At 69.4% G+C, this 16487-nt stretch carries 19 protein-coding genes; 11 read left to right on the forward strand and 8 right to left on the reverse strand.

Annotated elements, in window-relative coordinates:
* Window positions 1–12 precede the first annotated feature (12 nt).
* The 4 genes from mscL to ACIA76_RS25905 form a co-directional block, all read right to left on the reverse strand.
* On the reverse strand, window positions 13–420 hold the full coding sequence (mscL, locus tag ACIA76_RS25890) for a large conductance mechanosensitive channel protein MscL (RefSeq protein WP_397154951.1): 408 nt from the start codon (window positions 418–420) through the stop codon (window positions 13–15).
* Between the two features lie 143 nt (window positions 421–563).
* Window positions 564–1265 carry an SAF domain-containing protein gene (locus tag ACIA76_RS25895; protein WP_397154953.1) on the reverse strand — a complete coding sequence of 234 codons (702 nt, stop codon included), beginning with the start codon at window positions 1263–1265 and terminating at the stop codon, window positions 564–566.
* A 122-nt stretch (window positions 1266–1387) separates the two neighbouring features.
* A complete protein-coding gene (locus ACIA76_RS25900; RefSeq protein WP_397154955.1) occupies window positions 1388–1708 on the reverse strand; it encodes an FmdB family zinc ribbon protein in 321 nt (106 codons plus the stop codon).
* 67 nt (window positions 1709–1775) lie between these two features.
* Window positions 1776–2366, reverse strand: a complete 591-nt coding sequence (locus tag ACIA76_RS25905) for a 5-formyltetrahydrofolate cyclo-ligase (RefSeq protein WP_397154957.1) — start codon at window positions 2364–2366, stop codon at window positions 1776–1778.
* A gap of 177 nt (window positions 2367–2543) precedes the next feature.
* Between ACIA76_RS25905 and ACIA76_RS25910 the strand changes: the two genes are divergently transcribed.
* The 5 genes from ACIA76_RS25910 to ACIA76_RS25930 all read left to right on the forward strand — a co-directional run bounded on the left by ACIA76_RS25910 (window position 2544) and on the right by ACIA76_RS25930 (window position 7530).
* Window positions 2544–3488 carry a UTP--glucose-1-phosphate uridylyltransferase gene (locus ACIA76_RS25910; protein ID WP_397154959.1) on the forward strand — a complete coding sequence of 315 codons (945 nt, stop codon included), beginning with the start codon at window positions 2544–2546 and terminating at the stop codon, window positions 3486–3488.
* A 57-nt stretch (window positions 3489–3545) separates the two neighbouring features.
* Window positions 3546–4799 (forward strand): gephyrin-like molybdotransferase Glp, encoded by a 1254-nt coding sequence (gene glp, locus ACIA76_RS25915; protein ID WP_397154960.1) that lies wholly within the window; start codon window positions 3546–3548, stop codon window positions 4797–4799.
* A 25-nt stretch (window positions 4800–4824) separates the two neighbouring features.
* Window positions 4825–5475 carry a GNAT family N-acetyltransferase gene (locus ACIA76_RS25920; protein ID WP_397154961.1) on the forward strand — a complete coding sequence of 217 codons (651 nt, stop codon included), beginning with the start codon at window positions 4825–4827 and terminating at the stop codon, window positions 5473–5475.
* Between the two features lie 245 nt (window positions 5476–5720).
* On the forward strand, window positions 5721–6794 hold the full coding sequence (gene glpR, locus ACIA76_RS25925) for a gephyrin-like molybdotransferase receptor GlpR (RefSeq protein ID WP_397154963.1): 1074 nt from the start codon (window positions 5721–5723) through the stop codon (window positions 6792–6794).
* 130 nt (window positions 6795–6924) lie between these two features.
* Window positions 6925–7530, forward strand: a complete 606-nt coding sequence (locus ACIA76_RS25930; protein WP_397154965.1) for a TetR/AcrR family transcriptional regulator — start codon at window positions 6925–6927, stop codon at window positions 7528–7530.
* A 5-nt stretch (window positions 7531–7535) separates the two neighbouring features.
* On the opposite strand, the gene ACIA76_RS25935 is transcribed toward ACIA76_RS25930, so the two are convergent.
* From ACIA76_RS25935 to ACIA76_RS25950, 4 genes are read right to left on the reverse strand one after another with little or no spacing between them, the layout of a single operon-like run.
* Entirely contained in the window at window positions 7536–8819 is a 1284-nt protein-coding gene (locus tag ACIA76_RS25935; protein ID WP_397154967.1) for a glucarate dehydratase family protein, read from the reverse strand.
* Window positions 8819–9031, reverse strand: a complete 213-nt coding sequence (locus ACIA76_RS25940; protein WP_397154969.1) for a hypothetical protein — start codon at window positions 9029–9031, stop codon at window positions 8819–8821. Before ACIA76_RS25940 ends, ACIA76_RS25935 begins: the two co-directional genes overlap by 1 nt.
* Window positions 9024–9938: a 5-dehydro-4-deoxyglucarate dehydratase gene (kdgD, locus tag ACIA76_RS25945; RefSeq protein WP_397154970.1), complete on the reverse strand. Its 915-nt coding sequence runs from the start codon at window positions 9936–9938 to the stop codon at window positions 9024–9026. The genes ACIA76_RS25940 and kdgD overlap by 8 nt, the downstream gene beginning before the upstream one ends.
* Complete coding sequence (locus ACIA76_RS25950; RefSeq protein WP_397155082.1) at window positions 9916–10833, reverse strand: LysR substrate-binding domain-containing protein; 918 nt, start codon at window positions 10831–10833, stop codon at window positions 9916–9918. Before ACIA76_RS25950 ends, kdgD begins: the two co-directional genes overlap by 23 nt.
* Window positions 10834–11069: 236 nt before the next feature.
* On the opposite strand from ACIA76_RS25950, the gene ACIA76_RS25955 reads away from it, so the two are divergent.
* The 6 genes from ACIA76_RS25955 to ACIA76_RS25980 all read left to right on the forward strand — a co-directional run bounded on the left by ACIA76_RS25955 (window position 11070) and on the right by ACIA76_RS25980 (window position 16350).
* Window positions 11070–11843 (forward strand): IclR family transcriptional regulator, encoded by a 774-nt coding sequence (locus ACIA76_RS25955; protein ID WP_397154972.1) that lies wholly within the window; start codon window positions 11070–11072, stop codon window positions 11841–11843.
* Between the two features lie 32 nt (window positions 11844–11875).
* Window positions 11876–12673 (forward strand): NAD-dependent epimerase/dehydratase family protein, encoded by a 798-nt coding sequence (locus ACIA76_RS25960; RefSeq protein ID WP_397154974.1) that lies wholly within the window; start codon window positions 11876–11878, stop codon window positions 12671–12673.
* 28 nt (window positions 12674–12701) lie between these two features.
* Window positions 12702–13049 carry a beta-propeller fold lactonase family protein gene (locus tag ACIA76_RS25965; protein ID WP_397154976.1) on the forward strand — a complete coding sequence of 116 codons (348 nt, stop codon included), beginning with the start codon at window positions 12702–12704 and terminating at the stop codon, window positions 13047–13049.
* 30 nt (window positions 13050–13079) lie between these two features.
* Complete coding sequence (locus tag ACIA76_RS25970) at window positions 13080–13874, forward strand: aldose 1-epimerase (protein ID WP_397154978.1); 795 nt, start codon at window positions 13080–13082, stop codon at window positions 13872–13874.
* Window positions 13875–14002: 128 nt separating this feature from the next.
* Window positions 14003–15655 (forward strand): FUSC family protein, encoded by a 1653-nt coding sequence (locus ACIA76_RS25975; protein ID WP_397154979.1) that lies wholly within the window; start codon window positions 14003–14005, stop codon window positions 15653–15655.
* A 233-nt stretch (window positions 15656–15888) separates the two neighbouring features.
* Window positions 15889–16350 carry a MarR family winged helix-turn-helix transcriptional regulator gene (locus tag ACIA76_RS25980; protein ID WP_397154980.1) on the forward strand — a complete coding sequence of 154 codons (462 nt, stop codon included), beginning with the start codon at window positions 15889–15891 and terminating at the stop codon, window positions 16348–16350.
* Window positions 16351–16487: the final 137 nt, after the last annotated feature.

Below are 16487 nucleotides of genomic sequence, written 5' to 3' on the forward strand. Positions count from 1 at the left end.
CCCTGCTCCGCTTCAGGATTCGTGACGCCCGCCCGCGCTGTCGCGGCTCTCCGCGAGGAGATCGCGGATCTGCGTGAGCAATTGGGTGTCGGTTACGGCGGATTCGTCGGACTTGCCCCAGCGTTTCTTGGCATGCGCGGCCGGGAGCACCACCGCGAAGTACAGGAGGGCCGCGATGATCACGAAGTTGATCGCCGCGGTGATGATCGGGCCGACCGCGATGAACGTGGCCGGTTTATCGGAGACCAGTCGGAACCCGAGCCCCAGTTCGCCGGTGCCGCCGAATACGGCCAGCAGCGGGTTGACGATCCCGGTGGTGAATGCCGTCACGATCGCGACGAATGCGGTGCCCATCACGACCGCGACCGCCAGGTCGATGACATTCCCCCGAAGCAGGAAATCCCGGAAACCCTTCAGCATTGCGGCTCCTGTCTCATTCGGCGTGGCCGCTGCCGCGCCGCCGATCTGGTCAAGGCCACCGGGACGATCACCGATCACTATCGAACCGGATAGTCGGGATGTTAATGGAGTTCTGTGGCAAATGTCCGGCGAAGCCCGAGCTTTCAGCGGAACACCACGGTCAGTTCGGTGCGCAGCGATCCGGCCGCGACGCCGAGGGCGTGGGTGGAATCGAGGGCGATCAGGACGATCCGCTCGCCGCTCGGTCCGGATCGGCGATCGGCGGTGGTGACCAACACCACGGCCGCATCGGTGGCCAGGGTGCGTGGCGGCCCCGCGCGCGTCGGGTCGGTATCGGTTCGCTCGGCCGCGACCACATCGACCCGATCGCCGACGCGCAGAATATCGGCAACGGCGTTGTCCGCCAGGCGGATCGGCACGATGCGCGCATCGACGACCCCCGCCGCCACCTGCGCCAGACGGGCGCCGACCACGCGGAGATCGGTGAGAATCTCGCCGGCGCGGACGGCCCCGGAGACGGTCGCACCCAGCAACGCCGACATCTCGCGCACGCTGCCCTCGGGCAGGAGTCCGGCCGGGCGCGCGACCCGGCGCAGATCCTCGGCGGACACGATTCGACCGGGTGCCAGATCGCGCGTGGCGATCACCACATCGATCGATCGCGCGGCCGGATCGCCGCGCACGAACAGCACGGCGGCGAAGACGGCGAGTGCGGCGGCGAGCACCCGCCGCAGGAGGGTGAGATCGGCCCAGGACGGCCGATGCCGGAGCAGGAATTCCCAGGGCGGTTCCCGCCCGAGATCGGCGGTACCACCTCGTTCACCGGGATTCGGACGCAGTCGCATGGCCGCGACACTACGGCCGAGGCAGGGCCGTACCGCCCGGAAAACCGCTGCTCAGTACCGAGCTGTGGATAACGAACCGGCTGTGGACAACTCGCCGCGGAGCGCGGCGGGCCGGATGCGGATCAGGCCGCGGTGCCCGCGGTCGACGTGCTGGAGGAGCTCGTCGACGAACTCGACGACGAGGACGACGAATCCGAGCTCGACGCGCTGGTCCCGCTCTTGGCCGGTTCGCTCGCCTTGGCCGGTTCACTCGCGGTGGAGGAGCCGTTGCGGCTGTCGGTGCGGTAGAACCCGCTGCCCTTGAATACGATGCCGACCGAATTGAAGAGCTTGCGCAGCTTGCCGTCGCACTTCTCGCAGGTGGTCAGCGCATTGTCCGAGAACGACTGCACGATATCGAACTTGTCGCCACACTGCGTGCACTGATACGAGTAAGTAGGCACTCCAACCTCCACAGTCTCCGTCGGCTAGCACTCTACAACCGACAGTGCCAACGGTACCAATCCGGAGTTAATTCCCGTCCAGATGTCGCAGCCCGCCGCCCGGTGTCAGGGCCCATCCCATTCGCCGATCGTGCGGTTCCTCGGGCAGTCGTTCGACCAGCTCGTCGTCGCGCACCACGGCGATCAGCCGGGCCTGCGCCCGGGCCGCGGGCAAGGTCCGGTCGTAGTATCCGACTCCCCGCCCGAGCCGGACGCCGCGCAGATCCACCGCCAGTGCCGGGATCAGCACGACCTGGGCTAATTCGATTGCCGCACAGGACATTCGAGGACCGATGGGCTCCAGCAGTCCCCACCGGGCCGGATATAAGGAGCCCGGCCCCTGATATTCGGCCCAGTCCAGCGGCCCCGGCGGACCGGTCACCGGAAGCAGCACCCGGACCCCGCCGGCGCGCAGCGCGTCGAGCATGGCGGTCGACCCCGGCTCGCCCCCTACCGGTACATAGGCCGCGACCCATTCGGGACCGTCGGCCAGCAGCGCCGAGACCGAAGTCACCAGCGCCGCCGATTCCGCCGCCCGGATATCGTCCGGCACCGCCGCCCGCCGCGCGAGCAACTCCGTCCGCCACTGCCTTTTGTCACGCTGACCGGCCACGTCCACAGCGCCACCCTATGTGAGCTATCGGGTTCGGGGGTTTCGCGAGCGCGCCGGTGGGGAATCGATCCAAGCAGTCCGGAACGGCCTCGCCGCAACCACCGAGGCCCCCTAGGCTTTCCGGGATGCCGGGCCCGCTCGAAGCCGGTGCCGGAGACCACGTCGATGGATAGGGTGTGCCTTATGACTGCAGATGCCGGATCGGCCACGCCGTCCTGCTTCCGCACCGCGGTGGTGCCGGCGGCCGGGCTGGGGACCCGTTTTCTGCCGGTGACCAAGACCGTGCCGAAAGAGCTGCTGCCTGTGGTGGATACGCCCGGCATCGAGCTGGTCGCCGCCGAGGCCGCCGAATCGGGCGCCGATCGGCTGGTGATCGTGACCTCGCCCGGCAAGGACGGCGTGGTCGCGCATTTCGTCGAGGATATGGTGCTGGAGGGCACGCTGGCCGCGCGCGGCAAGTTCCATTTGCTGGAGAAGGTCCGCCGCGCGCCGGGGCTGCTCGACGTGAGTTCGGTCGTGCAGGAGGAGCCGCTGGGCCTCGGTCATGCGGTGGCCCAGGCGGAATCGGTGCTCGACGCCGACGAGGACGCCATCGCGGTGCTGCTGCCCGACGATCTGGTACTGCCCAGCGGTGTGCTGGAGGTGATGTGCCGGGTGCGGGCCAAGCGCGGCGGCTCGGTGCTGTGCGCCATCGATGTGCCGAAGGATCAGGTCAGTTCTTACGGCGTATTCGACGTCGCGCCGGTGCCGGACGCGGTCAATCCGAATGTCCTGCGGGTCAAGGCCATGGTGGAGAAGCCGAGCCTCGAGGAGGCGCCCTCGACCTATGCCGCCGCGGGCCGCTACATCCTCGATCGGGAGATCTTCGGCGCGTTGCGGCGCATCGAACCCGGTGCGGGCGGGGAACTGCAGCTCACGGACGCGATTTCACTGCTGATCGCCGAGGGGCATCCGGTTCATGTTGTGGTGCACCGTGGGTCGCGCCACGACCTGGGCAACCCTGGCGGCTATCTTCGAGCTGCGGTCGATTTCGCATTGGAGCGAGACGAATACGGCCCCGAGTTGCGCGAGTGGCTCGAACGTCGGCTGGCTCCCGACTGGAACCCGCAGCTGACCTCGTCCGAGTGACGCGGGCGGCCGGGTCCGGTCGGCCGCGTTGAACACTGGACATGAGGGAAGGGCTGCATGCGCTCGGTTGAGGACCAGCAGATCAAGGTGACCGCGGCGGCCGTCGCCCCGCGGCCCGTGCGGGTCGCGATCTCCGAGGCCCAGGGTTTGCTGTGTGCCGAGGACGTCGTCACCGAACGACCGCTGCCGGGTTTCGATCAGGCGGCGATCGATGGCTATGCCGTGCGCAGCGTGGACGTGCAGGGCGCCGGTGTGGATATCCGCGACGAGGACGGTAATCCGGTCGATCTCACGCTGCCGGTGGTCGGTGAGGTTCCGGCCGGATCGCGTCAGCCCATCCGCTTGCAGCCGCGCCAGACCGTGCGCGTCGACACCGGCGCGCCGCTGCCGACGCTGGCCGATGCCGTGCTGCCGCTGGACTATACCGACGCCGGGCGGGCCCGCATCAAGGTCTTCGAACCCGTGCGCACCGGCGATTACGTGCGTCGCATCGGCGACGATGTGCAGCCCGGTGATATCGCGGTGCGTGCGGGCACGATCATCGGTCCCGCGCAGGTGGGACTGCTCGCCGCGGTCGGACGCGACAAGGTGCTGGTGCATCCGCGCCCGCGGCTGTCGGTGATCTCCATCGGCGGCGAACTGGTCGATATCGATCGCACGCCCGGCCCCGGCCAGGTGTACGACGTGAATTCGTATGCCCTCGCCGCGGCCGCGCGCGATGCGGGCGCCGATGTGAACCGGGTGGGCATCGTCAGCGCCGACCCCAAGCGGCTGCGCGATGTGGTCGAGGGGCAGCTGGTGCGCTCGGAGGTCGTGGTGATCGCCGGTGCGGTCGGCGGCTGGGTATCCGAGCAGATCCGCGAGGCGCTGGAGGGGCTGGGCGAGCTCGAGATCGCCCGCGTCGCCATGCATCCCGGATCGGTGCAGGGCTTCGGACGGCTGGGCCGCGATGAGGTCCCGACCTTCCTACTACCATCGAATCCCGTTGGGGCGCTGGTAGTTTTCGAGGTCATGGTGCGGCCGCTGATCCGGATCGCGCTGGGCCGTCGCCATCCCATGCGCCGGATCGTACAGGCGCGCACGATCATGCCGATCAGCTCGATGCCGGGCCGCCGCGGATACCTCCGCGCACAACTCATGCGCGACGAGCAGACCGGCGAATACCTGGTTCAGCCACTGGGCGTGAACGGTTCGGCACATCTGCTGTCGACCCTGGCCGAGGCGAACAGTCTGATCGTCATCGAGCCGGACGTCACCGAGATTCGCACCGGTGACGAGGTTCCGGTCGCCTTCCTCGCGCAGCGCGGATAACGGCCGCAGCGGGACACTGATGGATATGAACATGTTCCGGGCCGCCCAGCATCCGGGCTGGCCCGCGCATCTGGGCCAGGTGCGGGTCGCCGCCGGACGCGTCACGCTGCGCCCGATCCGGCTGCGCGATGCCGCGGCCTGGGCCCGAATCCGCGTGCGCGACAGGGACCATCTCGAACCGTGGGAGCCGACCGGGCGTGGCACCTGGGAGGCGCGCAATCACGCGTCGAACTGGCCGTCGCTGTGGTCGAGCCTCAAGGCCGAGGCGCGCCGCGGCGCGATGATTCCGCTCGTGATCGAGGTCGACGGGTCGTTCTCGGGCCAGCTGACGATCGGCAATGTCGTGCGCGGCGCGCTGCGCTCGGCCTGGATCGGCTACTGGGTGGCCAAGGATATGGGCGGGCAGGGCGTCGCGACCGCGGCGCTGGCGCTGGGCCTGGACCACTGCTTCGGCCCGGTCGGACTGCATCGGGTCGAGGCCACGGTGCGCCCGGAAAACCTTGCCAGCCAAGCGGTTCTGCGCAACGTCGGCTTCCGTGAGGAGGGTCTGCTGCGCCGCTATCTCGATGTCGACGGCGCCTGGCGTGATCATCTCCTGGTCGCGATGACCGCGGAGGAGGTCTCCGGAACCGTCGTCGACCGGCTCATCCGAGCCGGTCGCGTGACATTGCCCTGACGGCCGTGCCCCTGTTACCTATGTGGCGGATGTGGACGGCGCGCCTGCGGGATATTCCTGTGGCGCCGAACTAGCCTACGGACGTCGGTGGTGCGTTCCGCGCTATCGGAAGGGAGCCTGCGAAGTGGCCCGACACTGCGGCCGTATTACACGTGCTGCGCTGCCGAGACACCGTGTGGGACATGAGCTGGATGTGAGAACCGTCGAAGGGACAACGGCCAGGCGGGGACGGAGGTGTGGGTGCGATGCCGAATTCGATCTTGTGGATCGGTCTGGTCGTGCTCTGGGTCTTCGTGCTGTTTCCGATGCTGGCCGACCGGCATCCGCGGATTCGGCGAACCACCGATGCGGCGTTGGCCACCCGGGTGTTGCACCGCGGCGGCACCAAGCGACGCATGAGGAAGGGACCCGGTGCCGGGCACGAAACCGATCCGGACTGGATACCGGCTCGCGTGCAGAGAAAGCTTTCCCACGGGGATGATGCGGAGGATCGGATGACGACATCGGCCGATGAGCCCGTCATCGAGGACGAGACGACCGGCGGTGCGGGCGATCCGGCCGAGACGCCCGTCGCCGAGTCCGCCACCGATGCCGAGGTGATCGATGCCGAGGTGGACGAGGCGGAGACGGACGGCGGTGACGAAGAGGAGTCCGGCGATATCGCGGCCGAAGCCGATGTCGCCCCGGCCGACAACGTCGAGACCGACCGCGGCGAGGAGGTCCCCGAGCGCCCGCGTGCCGCGGCGCTACCCGCCCGCCCGTCGGCGCCCCGGGATATCGACGAAGCCGAGGACGAATTCGAATCCGAGGCAGGCGATTTCGTTCCGACGCGGCGCGGCCGCGGCGGCTACGATCCGGAGGCCGACGCGATTGCGCGGGCCGCGCGCTACCGGTTCCGGCAGCGGTCGACGCTCGGTCTGGTGCTGAGCATGCTGCTGTTCGGCGGCTTCGCGATGGTGATCACGCCGATGCTGTGGTGGGCCTGCGGGCTGTCCGGCATCGTGCTGGTCACCTATCTGATCTACCTGCGCCGCCAGGTGCGCATGGAGGAGGAGATCCGCCGCCGCCGCGCCGCGCGCCTGTCGCGCGACCCGCAAGCCGACGACGACGAGTACGAGGACGACGAGGATCAGCCCCACGAGGAGCGCCCGACGCTCGACCGCGACACCGCCCGCGCCCTGCGCCGCCGCGCCGTGGTGCTCGACGTGGACGACGAGGACCCCATGTTCGACCACCTCGAACCCTTCGACGCCGCCGCGGCCCGCGCCACCCGCAACCGCGCCGCCGGCGGCGAAATCCGCCGCGCCGCAGGCGAATAGCGCCCGTCCTCGGGCGCGAAGCTATCGACCCCCTCTCCAATACGGTTGTCCGGTGCCGTCGCGCGACAACTCGGCGTGGCGGCGTGGCATTACTATCAGGACCGCAACCGGCGAGAGAGGGGTCGGCGCGATGGGCGCTAGGCAGGCAGCGGAATCGGGCGTCCAGAGCGACCGGCGGCGGGAACTGCTCGAGCGGCTCGCGGATGTGATCTCCGAGAGCGGTATGGAGGGGGTCAGCATTCGCACCCTTGCCGCCCGCGCCCATGTCTCGATCGGGACCGTGCAGTATTACTTCTCGACCAAAGGCCAACTGCTGCTGAGTGTTTGGGAGCATGTGCGACACGAGTACACCGAGCGTTTCTTCGGGTCGGGCATCGTCGACGCGCCCCCTGTGCGGAAGCTGGAGCGCCTCACCGAACTGCTCGTGCCGCCCGCCAGCAGCGACCGCCTGACCAGGGTGTGGCTGGCCCTGGTGTACAGCTCCACCCACGATTCGAAGATCGCCGCGCTGCACCGGGCCCAGTGGCAGGATATGGAGAATATCCTCGCCCGTGTGCTCGCCGAGGCCAACCCCGACCGCGCGTCCGAGGCCGTCGAGGCGGCCGCGGAATTCCTCGCCCTGCTGGACGGTTTCGCCATCGCGGTCGTCACCGAACCCGAGCGCATGCCCCCGGCCCGCGCCCTGCGCATAGCCCGATCCTGGACCACGGCCTGGCTGAACGAGCCCGCGGGGTAATCCGCTCAGAACTTGGGTGCGGCCGGTGCCCGGTAGGCGGGGTCGGCGCGGCGCATGGCCGCGACGTCATCGCGGTTTCGATACTCCGGCAAGGCCTTCCATCGCTCGTGTAACCGGGCCATGGCGGCACGGTCGAGATCCACGCCCAGGCCGGGGGCATCCGGCACGGCGACACAGCCGTCGGTGAAGCGGAACCGCTCGGTGAGCACATCCTCGGACTGCCAGGGGTAATGGGTATCGCACGCGTAATCGAGGTCGGGGACGGTGGCCGCCACCTGGGTCATGGCGGCCAGGCTGATGCCGAGATGGGTGTTGGAGTGGATGGACAGTCCTCGGCCATAGGTCCGGCAGATCGCGGCCAGATCGCGGGTGGCCAGCAGGCCGCCCCAGAAATGATGGTCGGACAGGACGATCTGGACCGCGTCGCGGTCGAAGGCGGGGCGGATCTCGTCGAAGCAGGTCACGATCATGTTGGTGGCCAACGGGATCGCAGTGCGTCGGTGCAGTTCGGCGAGATCGTCGAGTCCGGCGGTGGGGTCCTCGAGGTATTCGATCGTCCCGGCGAGCTCCTCGGCCACCTGCAGCGCCGTCCGCATCGACCAGCCGCCATTGGGATCCAGACGCAGTGGTGCGCCGGGGAATTCGGCGGCCAGTGCGCGGATCGCCGCGATCTCCTGTTCGGGTGGCAGCACCCCGCCCTTCAGCTTGAAGGATCGAAATCCACCGTAAGCCAGGAATTTCCGGGCCTGTGCGACGATGCCTGCAGGATCCAGCGCCGCATCCCAGTCGTCGCTCGACGCACCCTCGACCGGATGTTCGGCCCACTTGTAGAACAGATAGCCCGAGTACTCGACCCGATCGCGCACCGCCCCGCCGAGCAGCGTATGGACCGGAACGCCGAGATGCCTTCCCAGCGCGTCGAATACCGCCACCTCGAACGCCGACACCACACTCGATCGGACCTTGTCGGTGGTCAGCACACCCCGCAATCCGCTCGCCGCGGGTGCGTCGTTCAGGAGCGCATCGGCGCCCCGGCCGAGCCCGGCCACGGCATTGACCGCGCCGATCGACATCCCGATCAGCTCCCGCGAGAGCGCGGCGGCGCGCTCCAGATAGACCGCGTCACCGTAGGTTTCGCCCAGGCCGATCACCCCGGCGGAGGTCAGCACCTCCACGATCAGCCGCGGCGTATACGGCTGATGCACCCCGGACAGATTCAGCAGCGGCGGATCGGCGATCAGAATCGGGGTCAGCCGCACCCCGGTAATCGACGGCAGGGCAACGGACATCAGCGCCTCCCGTCCACACCGGCCAGGACCAATTCGGCATGGGCCGCGACGTTGGTCGACATCTCACCGGTGGCGATCGGTGTATCGAAGTCCCGGTCCGGATGCCCGACCTTGATCTTGATACCGGCGATGCCGCGCCCCAGCGGCACGGCGATCGAGGAGAGCCGAATTCCGGTTATCCGATCGAGCCCGGGGGAGTCCCTGTCAGACAATGCTTTTCACCAGTTGTGTCAGTTCGCGCAGTTCGGCCTCGGTCAGATCGGTCAGCGGTGGTCGCACCCGGCTCGACGGCCGTCCCGCCGCCATCAGACCCGCCTTGACGATCGAGACCGCATAGCCTGGCCCGCGATCGCGGATATCGAGATATGGCAGCACGAACGCTCGCAGCCGCCGATAGACGCCCTCGTGGTCCTGCGCGCGCACTGCCCGATAGAAGTCCAGGGCGAACTCCGGCACGAAGTTGAAGATCGCCGAAGAGTATGTGGTGACGCCCATCTGGGTGTAGGGCAGCGCGAAGGTCTCCGCCGTCGGCAGGCCGCCGATATAGGTGAGCCGGTCGCCGAGCCGGGCGTAGATGCGGGTCATCGTCTCGATATTGCCGATGCCGTCCTTGAAGCCGATCAGATTCGCGCAGCGCTCGGCCATGCGCGCCACGGTCACATCGTCACAGGCGGCATTGGCGCGGCTGTAGAAGATCACCCCGAGCGAGGTGGCCGCGCAGACCGCCGCCACATGTTCGATCAGTCCCTCCGGCCCGGCCTCGGTCAGATAGGGCGGCAGCAGCAGAATGCCCTGCGCCCCAGCGGCTTCCGCGGCCCGCGCCTGCTCCACGGCCACCGCGGTTCCGGCGGTCGCGGGCGCGATCACCGGCACCCGCCCGGCGGTCTCGGCCACGGCCGCGCGCACCACGCGATCGATCTCGCCGCTGGTCAGCGAGAATCCCTCACCGGTGCCGCCCGCGGCGAACAGGCCCGCCACGTCGTAGTGCGCGAGCCAGTCGATGTGCTCGCGATAGGCGGCCTCGTCGAAGGCCAGCTCCTCGTCGAAATGGGTGACCGGGAACGACAGCAGGCCGCGGCCCAATGCCGGTCCGAGCTCATCGGCGGACAGCTGCGACACCGTTTTCCTCCTCGAACAGGTCGGTCCAGGTCTGTACCAGATCGACGACGCGGCGCAGGGCCGGATTGGCCGGTCGCCGCCGCCACACCGCATAGAGTTCCGCGCGATCGCTCACCCCCGCCAGCGGCCGATAGCGCACCCCGTCCGGATGCAGATGGCGTGCGGTCTCCGGCACCAGCGCCAGGCCGCGACTGGCCGCCACCAGCGCGAGCATGGTGTGCACCTGGGTGAGCCGGTCGGCGGGGTCGTAGGACACCCCGGCGAGCACCCGGGTCATCAACTCGGCGAAGTAGCGCGCGGGGCCGGGCGCGTAGACCAGCATGCGCTGCCCTGCCAGCTCGCGCACCGGGATCGGATCGGCGGTGGCGAGCCGGTGGGTGGTGGGCACGGCCAGCATCAGCGGTTCGCGATGGACGAGCCGCCCGTCGAATTCGGCGTGGTCGAACGGTGGCCGGGCCAGTGCGAGATCCAGTCTGCCGCTGGCCAATTCGTCGAATTGCACGGCACTGACCTGTTCACCGAGTATCAGTTCGACTGCGGGCAGGGCGGCGGAGATCCGATTCAGGAACGGGCCCAGGAAGCCGAATCCGGCGGTGGCGGTGAAGCCGATCCGCACGGTGCCGGTATGGCCCGCGGCGACCAATCGCGCGGTGCTCGGGGCCGCCTCGGCCAGCGCCAGGAGCCGGCGCGCCTCGGTCAGGAAGACCGCCCCGGCGGGGGTCAATGCCACCTGCCGCTGGGTGCGGTCCAGTAGTGGCACCCCGATATCGCGCTCGAGCTTCTGAATCCGGCGGCTCAGCGGCGGCTGGGTCATCCGCAATCGCTGCGCGGCGCGGCGGAAGTTGCCCTCCTCGGCGACCGCGACGAACCCACGCACCTGTTCCAGGGACAACATGGCGGTCACGATCGGTCCTTCGGTCGCATGAATCTGCTCCCCTGCAGGCTAGGAGCGGCCTTTGATGCCAGTCCAACATCAATTGGGCATCGGCACATGCCGAACGGGTATCAGAGATCCGTTCACATATAGGGATGCGATCCGCTATGACCGGCGGCATTCGCCATTGAGAACATGTCCGCCGCCGGTTAGCCTGCGAGGCACAGACAGTCGAACGAGGCATACGGGAGCATGTGGTGCCGGAGCAGGAGCCGACCGGCGTGAAATCGGCGCGGCGGGCGATCGCGGTGCTGGAGGTGTTCGCGGCCAACCGATCCTGGCTGTCGCTGGCCGAAATGCATGCCGCCACCGGCTTTCCGCGCTCCAGCCTGCACGGCCTGCTGCGCACGCTGCGCGCCGCGGGCTGGCTCGAGACCGATGATTCGGGCAGTCGATTCCGCCTCGGCGTGCGCGCATTGATCTGCGGCACCGCCTATCTCGACCGCGATCCTGCGGTGCCGTTCGCCACCGAAACCCTCGAGCGCCTGCGCGAGGAGACGGGTTTCACCACCCACTACGCGCGGCTGTCCGGTGGCGAGGTGGTGTATCTGGAGACCCGCGAATCGCGCAGTTCGGTCCATCTGGTGTCGCGGGTGGGCCGCGCGCTGCCCGCCCACGCCACCGCATTGGGCAAGGTGCTGCTGGCGGAGCTGGCCGATCGGGAACTGATGGATCTGCTGCCGCCGCGGTTGGCCGCGCTCACCGCGGCCACGATCACCGAACGCGATGCGCTGCAGGCGGAGTTGACCGTGGTGCGCCTGCGCGGATATGCGACCGAGCGCGAGGAGGGCAACGCGGGGGTGGCGTGTGCCGCGGCGGCGGTGCCCTATCGCATACCCGCCACGGATGCCCTGAGCTGTTCCATCCCCGTGGATCGGGTCACCGAGGGCGAACAGCATCGCATCGGTGTCCTGCTGCGTGGCGCCGCGGTCGATCTGGCCCAGCAGCTGCGCCGAGCCGGAATTCGTTGATCGACAACATAATTCGCTAAGGAGCGGGACCCATGGCCGAACAGCGCGTGCTCATCACCGGCGCGGCGGGCATCGTCGGCACCCTCATGCGACCGCGGCTGGCCCGCTCGGGGCGCGTGCTTCGGTTGCTCGATCTCGCACCGCTGCGACCGTCGGGTCCCGGCGAGGAGATCGTCACCGGCTCGGTCACCGATCCGCGGATCATGGCCGAGGCCTGCCGCGATGTCGACGCGCTGATCCATCTCGGCGGGATCAGCCGCGAGGACGGCTGGGAGCGGATCGTCGAGGTCAATATCGGCGGCACGCAGACGGTGCTCGAGGCCGCCCGCGTCGCCGGAGTCTCCCGCGTCGTGCTGGCGTCGAGCAATCACGCCGTCGGATTCCGCCGGATCGGCGCGGCCGGACCGGAGGGCCTGCCGTCCGACAGCAGCCCGCGGCCGGATACGTACTACGGCGTCAGCAAGGCAGCCGTGGAAGCCCTTGGCAGCCTGTACCATTCGCGCTTCGGCATGGATGTGACCTGCCTACGCATCGGCAGCTGTTTCGAGCGCCCGGCCGACACCCGTCAACTGTCGCTATGGCTCTCACCGGACGACTGCGCGCGGTTGTTGGAGGCCTGCCTGGCCACCAGCGAGCCGAATTACCGTGTGCTGTGGGCGGTCTCGGCGAATACCCGTGGCGTGGTGTCGCTGCGTGCCGCCGAGGCCATCGGTTATCGTAGCCACGACGACGCCGAGCGCTACGCCGCCGAGCTGCCCCCGGGCGAGCCGGGGGAGTGCATCGGCGGCGCCTTCTGCGAAACGCCTCTGGGGCAGCGCAATCCGCTCTGACGCAAGCCCGCTGTGCCCCAACCCCGCCGTGCCGCCCGGCGTCGAGCGGGCCTGGACCGCGGAACTCCGGCTCACCCCCGACGGCCGCCACCTCTATATATCCGAACGGCAGTCGAGCACCCTGGCCGGATTCCGGATCGACGCGCACTCCGGTGCACTGGCGCTCCTCGGCCACACCCCGACCGAAACCTGTCCCCGCGGCTTCGCCATTGATCCCCTAGGCCGCTATCTGCTGGCCGCCGGTCAGCACTCGAACTCGGTGACCGTGCACGTCATCGACCCGGACACCGGCGCCCTGACCACGCATACCCGGCTGCCGGTGGGCCGCGATCCGAACTGGGTCGAGATCATCGACCTGCCCGTTGTGCCATGCTGAGAGCACGAGGTCACGAGTCGGGGAGGCGATATGAGTAACGAGGAACGGCGACTGAGTGCGGGCGATGCGGAGCTGACGGTGAACGCCGCCACCGGCCGGGTCGCGCGGTTCCGGATCGGCGGCACCGAAATCCTGCGCACCGGACCGCGATTCGGCTCCTTCCCGATGGCGCCCTGGTGCGGCCGGATGCGCGACGGCGTGCTGAACTGGAACGGCCGCACCCATCAGCTACCGCGCACTGCCGAACCGCATGCCATCCACGGCACCGTGCGCGATCGGCCGTGGGAGGTCACGCGCCAGTCCGGCACCGAACTGGAACTCGCCCAGCAACTCGTCGAACCCTGGCCGTTCCCGGGCCGGGTCACCCAAACCTTCGCACTGGCCGCGGACACCGCCACCTTCCGCATGACCGTCGAGGCGACGGCGGAACCCTTCCCGGCCCAGGTGGGTTGGCATCCCTGGTTCGAACGCCGGCTGAGCCCGGAGGGGAAACCGGTCGAGATCGCCTTCACCCCGGCCTGGCAGGAGGAGCGCGGCGAGGACTACCTCCCCGACGGCAACCGCATCGCGCCGCTGCCCGGCCCCTGGGACGACGTTTTCGGCATGCCCGACGGCGTCGATGTCACCCTCACCTGGCCCGGTGCGCTGGAACTGTCGGTGACCAGCCCGCTGCGCTGGGTCGTCGTCTACGACCAGCCGGCCGAAACGGTCTGTGTCGAACCCGAATCGGGCCCGCCCAACGGCCTGAACACCCAGCCCCGGACGGTCCGCCCCGAGGAACCGCTCATCGCCGAGATGCGCTGGCGCTGGCGAACTCTCGACTGATCAACAGGCGCGAGAAGCCTGGGACGTGATGACCGGCCCGGATGCGGGTGCACCGGCCGAGAGTTACCCAGGTCACGTAATCGTACTGGCCGTTATTTTCCAGGTAAAACACCTGTTAACCTTCCTCCATGCCCACGACAGCCCGACGCCCGGAAGACGGCCGCCTGCATCGCGCCCTGCGACGGGCATTGCCGATGCACGGCCTGCTGCGGCTGCGGCCGGTGGTCGACACCTGGCGCTGGTCGGCGCTGAGCGTGGTCATCGCCCTCGGGATATCCCAGATCGTGTTGCTGGTTGTCGGACATCTCGAGCTCGCCCTCTACACCAGTGCGGGCGGCCTGTGCGCGCTGTACGCGCACGGGTTGCCGTACGCCGCGCGGGCGCGGGCGCTGGTCTGGGTGGTGCTGGGTATGGTCGCCGGGACCGGCGTCGCCTCGCTCACCGCCGCGCTGACCGATTCGGGCGTGCTGCGGGTGGCCGTGATCGCCCTGATGGCAGGCGTTTTCAAGGTGGCCTGCGATGCGACGCGGATCGGGGCGCCGGGCAATGTGGTGCTCACCTTCGTCGCCGCCACCGCGGCCTTCGTGCCGACCCGGCTGGTCGAGGTGCCGCTGCATCTGGCGCTGGTGCTGCTGGGCGGGACGCTGGCCTGGCTGGTGTGTATGGCGCCCAGCATGTTTCGACCGCATGCGCCCGAACGGCTTGCCGTAGCACGGGCATTGGAGGCGACCGCGCGGCTGCTGCGCGACGCCGACGACGGCCCGGCCGAGGCGCGGCTGCGCTATGAGGCGGCCGCGGCCGTCTACGCCGCCTGGCATACGTTGCGTCTGATGCCCGCGCACGCGCCCGAGCGCGCACCGCTGGCGCGGTTGATCGCGCGGGCCGAATCCTGTGCGGCCGCAGGGCGATTCGATCAGGCCGATACGCTGGCCGAATGGGCGCGCGAGCTGCGCGGGGCGCGCGGCATCCCGGTGGTGCGATCGGCCACGGCCGAAATCGCCGAGATGCGCGGTGCGGCCGCCGAACGCGCGGCCGATCGCCCGGCCAGCGCCTCGCGTCGCCTGCTCGCGGCCTTCGCACCCGGTTCGCCGCTGCTGCCCATCGGGATCCGGGTGGCCCTCGGCGGCGTCGCGGCGGGGTGGGTATCGATGGCGCTGGGTGTGGAGCGGCCCTATTGGGCGGTATTGACCGCGGCGGCGACCTATGTCGCCAATACCGCGCTGACCTGGCAGCGCGCGGTGCTGCGCGTACTGGGTAGTCTCGGCGGCGTGTTGTTGTTCACCGCGCTCGTGCCGCTGCTGGACAGCGCCGTGGCGCTGGTCGCCGTATCGCTGATCTGCATGCTGCTGGTGGAGGCGACGATCTCCCGAAACTACGGCCTGGCCATGGTTTTCGTGACCCCGATGGCATTGGCCATGTCGGAGTTCGTCATTCACATCCCCGCGCATCGGCTGGTCCTCGACCGCTGGCTCGACACCTGTGTGGGTGCGGCGGTGGGCATCGTGGTGTGCTTCCTGATCCCGAACCGCCGCGTATCCGGGCGAGTGGAGACGGCGCTGCGCGACCTCGAGACGGTCACCGGATCCGCACCGGCCACCACCGACCCGGCCGCCGAGCGCGGCCGCCTCACCGCGGCACTGATCGAGGTGCGCGAGGCAGCCGACGTCGCCGTCGGCGAATGGTGGAGCGCCCCACTCCCCGAGGAACGCATCGTGGCCGCCGAGCGCGCCGGGCACCGGGTGCTCGCCGATCTGACATCCAAATCGGTGGCAATCCCGTGATCGCTGCCGAGCCCTCTGTCCCTGGGCCTTCCGCCGAACCCCCTGTTCCTCGGCCCTCCCAATCCCCTGTTCCTCGGTCTTCCGCCCAGCCCCCTGTTCCTCGGTCTTCCGCCCAGCCCCCTGTTCCTCGGTCTTCCGCCCAGCCCCCTGTTCCTCGGCCCTCCACCCAATCCCCTGTTCCTCGGCCGCAGGCCGAGGACGCCGTCTCCGGCGTCCTGCGCCAATGGTCGCGGGTGCATGCCGAACTCGATACCGAGCCGGTGGGGATCATCGGTCGAATCAACCGCTGTGCGGCGCTGTTTCAGCAGGTGGGCGATGCGCCGCTGGGTCGGGCGGAGCTGACCCGGCCCGAATTCGAGGTGCTGTGCGCCATGCGCCGCGTCGGCGGGGAGCTGACGCCCGGGCGCTTGGCTCGCGAGACCTTCGCCTCGCCCGCGGCGGTCACCAAACGCGTTCGAGGGCTGGAGGTTCGGGGGCTGGTCGCGCGTCGCATCGACGGACGCGACCGCCGCGTCGCCCATCTATCTCTTACCCCTGCCGGGGTCGAGCTCGTCGATGATATTCTGCCGCAGCAGCTTTCGTATGAGAAGAACCTGCTGGCCGATCTCCCCGAGGGCGACCGCGCCGACCTCGCCCACATCCTCGCCGATCTGCTGCTGCTCCTGGAGGGCCGCCTCGGCGGAATCGAGCGTTGATCCGCCCGCGGGCCGCCTACCCGGCACCTCGGGGGGGGGGGCGGGGGGGGCGGCCCCCGCGGAGGGCCGCCAGGACGGGGGGGGGGGGGCAGTGGTGGGGCGCCCCCCACCCCCCCGCGCCGCCGCCCGCCCCCCCC

It is taken from the genome of Nocardia sp. NPDC051570, assembly GCF_044454005.1.
Classification (GTDB): domain Bacteria; phylum Actinomycetota; class Actinomycetes; order Mycobacteriales; family Mycobacteriaceae; genus Nocardia.

Excerpts from the sequence above, each read along its gene's own strand:
- mscL (WP_397154951.1), bottom strand. The coding sequence starts at position 420 with ATGCTGAAGGGTTTCCGGGATTTCCTGCTTCGGGGGAATGTCATCGAC.
- ACIA76_RS25895 (WP_397154953.1), bottom strand. The coding sequence starts at position 1,265 with ATGCGACTGCGTCCGAATCCCGGTGAACGAGGTGGTACCGCCGATCTC.
- ACIA76_RS25910 (WP_397154959.1), top strand. The coding sequence starts at position 2,544 with ATGACTGCAGATGCCGGATCGGCCACGCCGTCCTGCTTCCGCACCGCG.
- glp (WP_397154960.1), top strand. The coding sequence starts at position 3,546 with ATGCGCTCGGTTGAGGACCAGCAGATCAAGGTGACCGCGGCGGCCGTC.
- ACIA76_RS25920 (WP_397154961.1), top strand. The coding sequence starts at position 4,825 with ATGAACATGTTCCGGGCCGCCCAGCATCCGGGCTGGCCCGCGCATCTG.
- glpR (WP_397154963.1), top strand. The coding sequence starts at position 5,721 with ATGCCGAATTCGATCTTGTGGATCGGTCTGGTCGTGCTCTGGGTCTTC.
- ACIA76_RS25930 (WP_397154965.1), top strand. The coding sequence starts at position 6,925 with ATGGGCGCTAGGCAGGCAGCGGAATCGGGCGTCCAGAGCGACCGGCGG.
- ACIA76_RS25935 (WP_397154967.1), bottom strand. The coding sequence starts at position 8,819 with ATGTCCGTTGCCCTGCCGTCGATTACCGGGGTGCGGCTGACCCCGATT.
- ACIA76_RS25950 (WP_397155082.1), bottom strand. The coding sequence starts at position 10,833 with ATGTTGTCCCTGGAACAGGTGCGTGGGTTCGTCGCGGTCGCCGAGGAG.
- ACIA76_RS25960 (WP_397154974.1), top strand. The coding sequence starts at position 11,876 with ATGGCCGAACAGCGCGTGCTCATCACCGGCGCGGCGGGCATCGTCGGC.
- ACIA76_RS25970 (WP_397154978.1), top strand. The coding sequence starts at position 13,080 with ATGAGTAACGAGGAACGGCGACTGAGTGCGGGCGATGCGGAGCTGACG.
- ACIA76_RS25975 (WP_397154979.1), top strand. The coding sequence starts at position 14,003 with ATGCCCACGACAGCCCGACGCCCGGAAGACGGCCGCCTGCATCGCGCC.